This is a genomic window from Vibrio splendidus 12E03, from assembly GCF_000272105.2.
GTDB lineage: Bacteria > Pseudomonadota > Gammaproteobacteria > Enterobacterales > Vibrionaceae > Vibrio > Vibrio splendidus_I.
On record NZ_AJZD02000344.1, the window covers coordinates 1 to 3,320 of the forward strand.

4 protein-coding genes and 2 pseudogenes are annotated in these 3,320 nt (G+C 42.1%); all 6 read right to left on the reverse strand.

What is annotated here, in order from left to right; translation table 11 throughout:
* Nucleotides 1-58: 58 nt before the first annotated feature.
* A pseudogene (locus A142_RS25765) lies at nt 59-1,137 on the reverse strand (transposase).
* Nucleotides 1,097-1,522, reverse strand: coding sequence for a Tn3 family transposase (locus A142_RS25770; protein ID WP_019820844.1), 426 nt, complete (start codon nt 1,520-1,522; stop codon nt 1,097-1,099). The pseudogene A142_RS25765 and the gene A142_RS25770 overlap by 41 nt, the downstream one beginning before the upstream one ends.
* Before the next feature lie 148 nt (nt 1,523-1,670).
* Nucleotides 1,671-2,654: a DUF4158 domain-containing protein gene (locus A142_RS25775; RefSeq protein WP_431306029.1), complete on the reverse strand. Its 984-nt coding sequence runs from the start codon at nt 2,652-2,654 to the stop codon at nt 1,671-1,673.
* Between the two features lie 16 nt (nt 2,655-2,670).
* Nucleotides 2,671-2,715 (reverse strand): annotated as a pseudogene (locus tag A142_RS25780) (hypothetical protein); the annotation flags it as partial.
* 96 nt (nt 2,716-2,811) lie between these two features.
* Nucleotides 2,812-3,012 carry a hypothetical protein gene (locus A142_RS25785; RefSeq protein ID WP_019820848.1) on the reverse strand — a complete coding sequence of 67 codons (201 nt, stop codon included), beginning with the start codon at nt 3,010-3,012 and terminating at the stop codon, nt 2,812-2,814.
* Nucleotides 3,013-3,306, reverse strand: a complete 294-nt coding sequence (locus A142_RS25790; RefSeq protein WP_277815634.1) for a recombinase family protein — start codon at nt 3,304-3,306, stop codon at nt 3,013-3,015.
* Nucleotides 3,307-3,320 lie beyond the last annotated feature (14 nt).

Consider the following 3,320-nt stretch of genomic DNA (forward strand, 5'->3'; position numbering starts at 1 on the left):
TCCCACTTAAAAGGTGCGTCTGTCGAAACAGGGGTCTAAGGTGCAACTGAACGAAAAACTATGATAAGGGTAAGGTAGTGTCCCGTGGTACATCCCGCAATGGTCTCAGCTCTCCGTTTTTTACTTCTTTCGGAATGGTGAACGTGTACTTGCCATTCATGTTTATGTGACTGAAAAGTAAGGGTAATGCTCGGCTTAAGTCTTCTGAATCGATCTTCACTCCTTCTTGTTGAAGTTGGTCAACCACTTGCTGCATGTACAAGGCATTCCAATACACTATCACATTGAGCATAAGTCCAAAGCTCCCAGTTGATCCTCCTGACCCTCTCTGTATTTCTGCCTCATTTCTCCACGACGTCCATGAAAAACCTCCCCGGCTAACTTATGTCTTCCTTCAACCCTATTTCGCTGCTTTAGAATCATACGCCTTTTTTCTATGTCATCGATGTAAGTTAAAAGATGAATAGTTTTGTCTATTCGTCCAACCTCAGCAATAGCCTTAGCCAAAGAGCTTTGATTACTACCTGATTGTAAAACCCTCATCGCATCTCTGGCGGATAACTTACCCAACTGAAGAGAGCCAATAAAACGTAAGATATCTTCCCATTGGGGCGTAATCTTATTCAACCTGATCCGGTTGGTAGATACCGCATTAAGCTCTCCGTAATCTGCTTCAGAGTCAACTCTCCATAAACGTTGACCACCCAAATCAGCAAGCCTCGGACTAAATCGGTAACCTAGTAATCGGAACAAACCAAAAACAACATCACTGTAGGAACCTGTATCCGTCATAATTTCAGAAGGTTGAATATCTGTTTGTTGTTCAAGAACTAAAGCTAATAAGCTTAGGCTGTCTTTCAACGTTCCCGGTACGGGAATATCATTTAAACCAACTAATTTATCTGACAAGAGATTATTCCAAGTTACCCCTTTTCTTTGAGGAAAGTACTTGGGGTTAGGACCTGCATAAAGCGTCTTTACGGCAACAATAAACCTCAATCCATCTGCGGAGGCCATCGTTCCATCACCCCATGATTTGACAATCGGCAGTTCGTTATAAGCATTGAAGAGTATGGTATTCGCTTTGGTGAGCGTTTCATCTCGAATGTAGTTTCTGGGATACCCATGATAGTCTATCTCTCTTTAAAGCTCTTACATCTGGCTGAATCAATGGTTCAAAGCCAGTATTGCAAGCTTCTGCCATCAGCACGGCGCATAAGCTAATATCAATATCGTCTGCTCTTGCTGATTTTTCGGAGATATGTGTCAGAGCTTCTGTGAAGTGTGTTCTGTTTGCCACTTCCAATATCAATTCCGGTAGCTCAATACGAGGCAGCCTTTTACTGAATAACTTTCTAAGCTGTTCTAGAGAAGGCGGTTCTTCGTCTTTCTCCAACGGAGTGAGCTTGAGGCGTTCATCTTCTATCGTAATATCAGGATTTAAATGAAACCTTTGAGCGACAGCTCGGTAAGTGCTGTCCAGTTTAGACACTAAGTTTTGTAGTGTTGTTGCTGGATCCATTGAAATACCAAGCGCTCGACATATCATGGGCTTGCTTTGATGCCATTCGTCACCAGTTAACAGATCTTTTTGAGGATCAGCATACCGCCAACTTGGCTCAATAAAAATATCTCGTCGTTTCAGCGCTTTAAGGACATTATCAACGGTACTAAATGTATAGGCGTGTTAGCTCTGTTACTTTACTGACGCCTCCTGATATTTGTTGTGGTGAGAGCTGAGCAAAAATTGCCGCTCGAAGCTCACTTTCGGGCACCGTGCCATCAAGAACGAGCTGACCTAGCTTCGCTAGTTGTAAGGCCGCACCATCCATATCCTTAAGATTTCGTTGGCGATTCTGTTTATAGGTATGATCGGCGTTATTAAAAATCTCTTGAATAATAGACTCAAAAACAACCAGAATATCGTCTTGAATTAACGCTTCTAAGCTGGCCATCAGAGCTCGTAAAATAGCCAGTTTCTTCAGATGACGCATACGTCTCAGTGCTGCCACTTTAGCTGTAGAGGCGCAGCGTGATAGCAATTTAATTCGAACGGTAGGAATGTTTTTCTTGAAGTGCCAAGGAAAATGATATTTTCTGACTTCAATAAGCCTTTGTATTTCCTTGTTTATCGTTTTACTGTTGGAATTAACAGGCGACGTTCTCAGCTTTTCTAAAATACTTAATCTTTGGTTCGGACGGGGGAGTAATAATTTTAACAATTGCTCTTGTTGCTCAAGGGCAAGATCAGAAACAAGGATCCGCCATATGCGCTTATCTACTCTTGCTCTAAGTTTGGAGATGAATCGCTCTAAGGTGCTACGTCCAGGAAGTATAACTTTGTGTGCGATGAGCCAATATTGAGCTTTTTCAAACAAAACTTTTGGGCGATCGATGCCACTCCAGCATAAGGCATATAACCAACGACAAAAGTAGAAAACAATCCTACCTTCAGATAAGTCAGTGTATCCGTAATATTCTCGTATTTGCTGAACATGATGCCACCGTTGACTACCATCTAAATAGCGCTGATAGTCCACCTTCTCATTAAGATTTAATTGCTTTGCCAATGTTTCAAGCACTATGTCTGGTACATCAAATGGCTGTTTGATAAACAACCCTAAATAAACGCAATGTTGATAGTTGTAATGCAAAGCCCAAACGATTATGAGCCCCACGTTTTTCAGAAATGAGTTCTAAGTCCAAATCATCAAGGTGGAAACATCGAGATAGGTCTTGTGGCGTTGGTGGCTGACAATACCTTCCATAACTGTCATGATGAGTCTATAACTTCCCTTGATTGTACAAAGCTCATATCCGCTTCACCTGACTGATGCTGCAAGCTGTCACTGACGCTGCTTTACTGATAGTCATACCTGATTTTCTAAGCGCTATAATTTGTTGGTGAATATCGGTATTAGCTTGACGCCCCTTGTACTTACCGCGCTCTTTAGCCAATTCAATACCTTGTCGTTGCCTTTCTTTCCTTGTCTCGTAATCATCCCTTGCCATTTATAATGCCAACTTAAGCAAAAGCTCTTGAACTGATTCAATCACAATTTTGGTTACTCCGTCTGAATCAGGTATCAGCTCCGTTAGGTCAACAAGACCTGGCACACTTAACTTGGCGCCTTTATCACGAATAGAATCAACGAGTTTTTCAGCCTCAGGAAGTGGAAGGCGGCTAATCCTATCTATCTTTTCAGCGACAACAATTTCACCTGGTTGAAGGTCACTAATAAGACGTAATAGTTCAGGGCGATCAGATCGTGCCCCTGAAGCTTTTTCTTGGCTTTGTTTCCTAATTCGAGTTCAGGTAC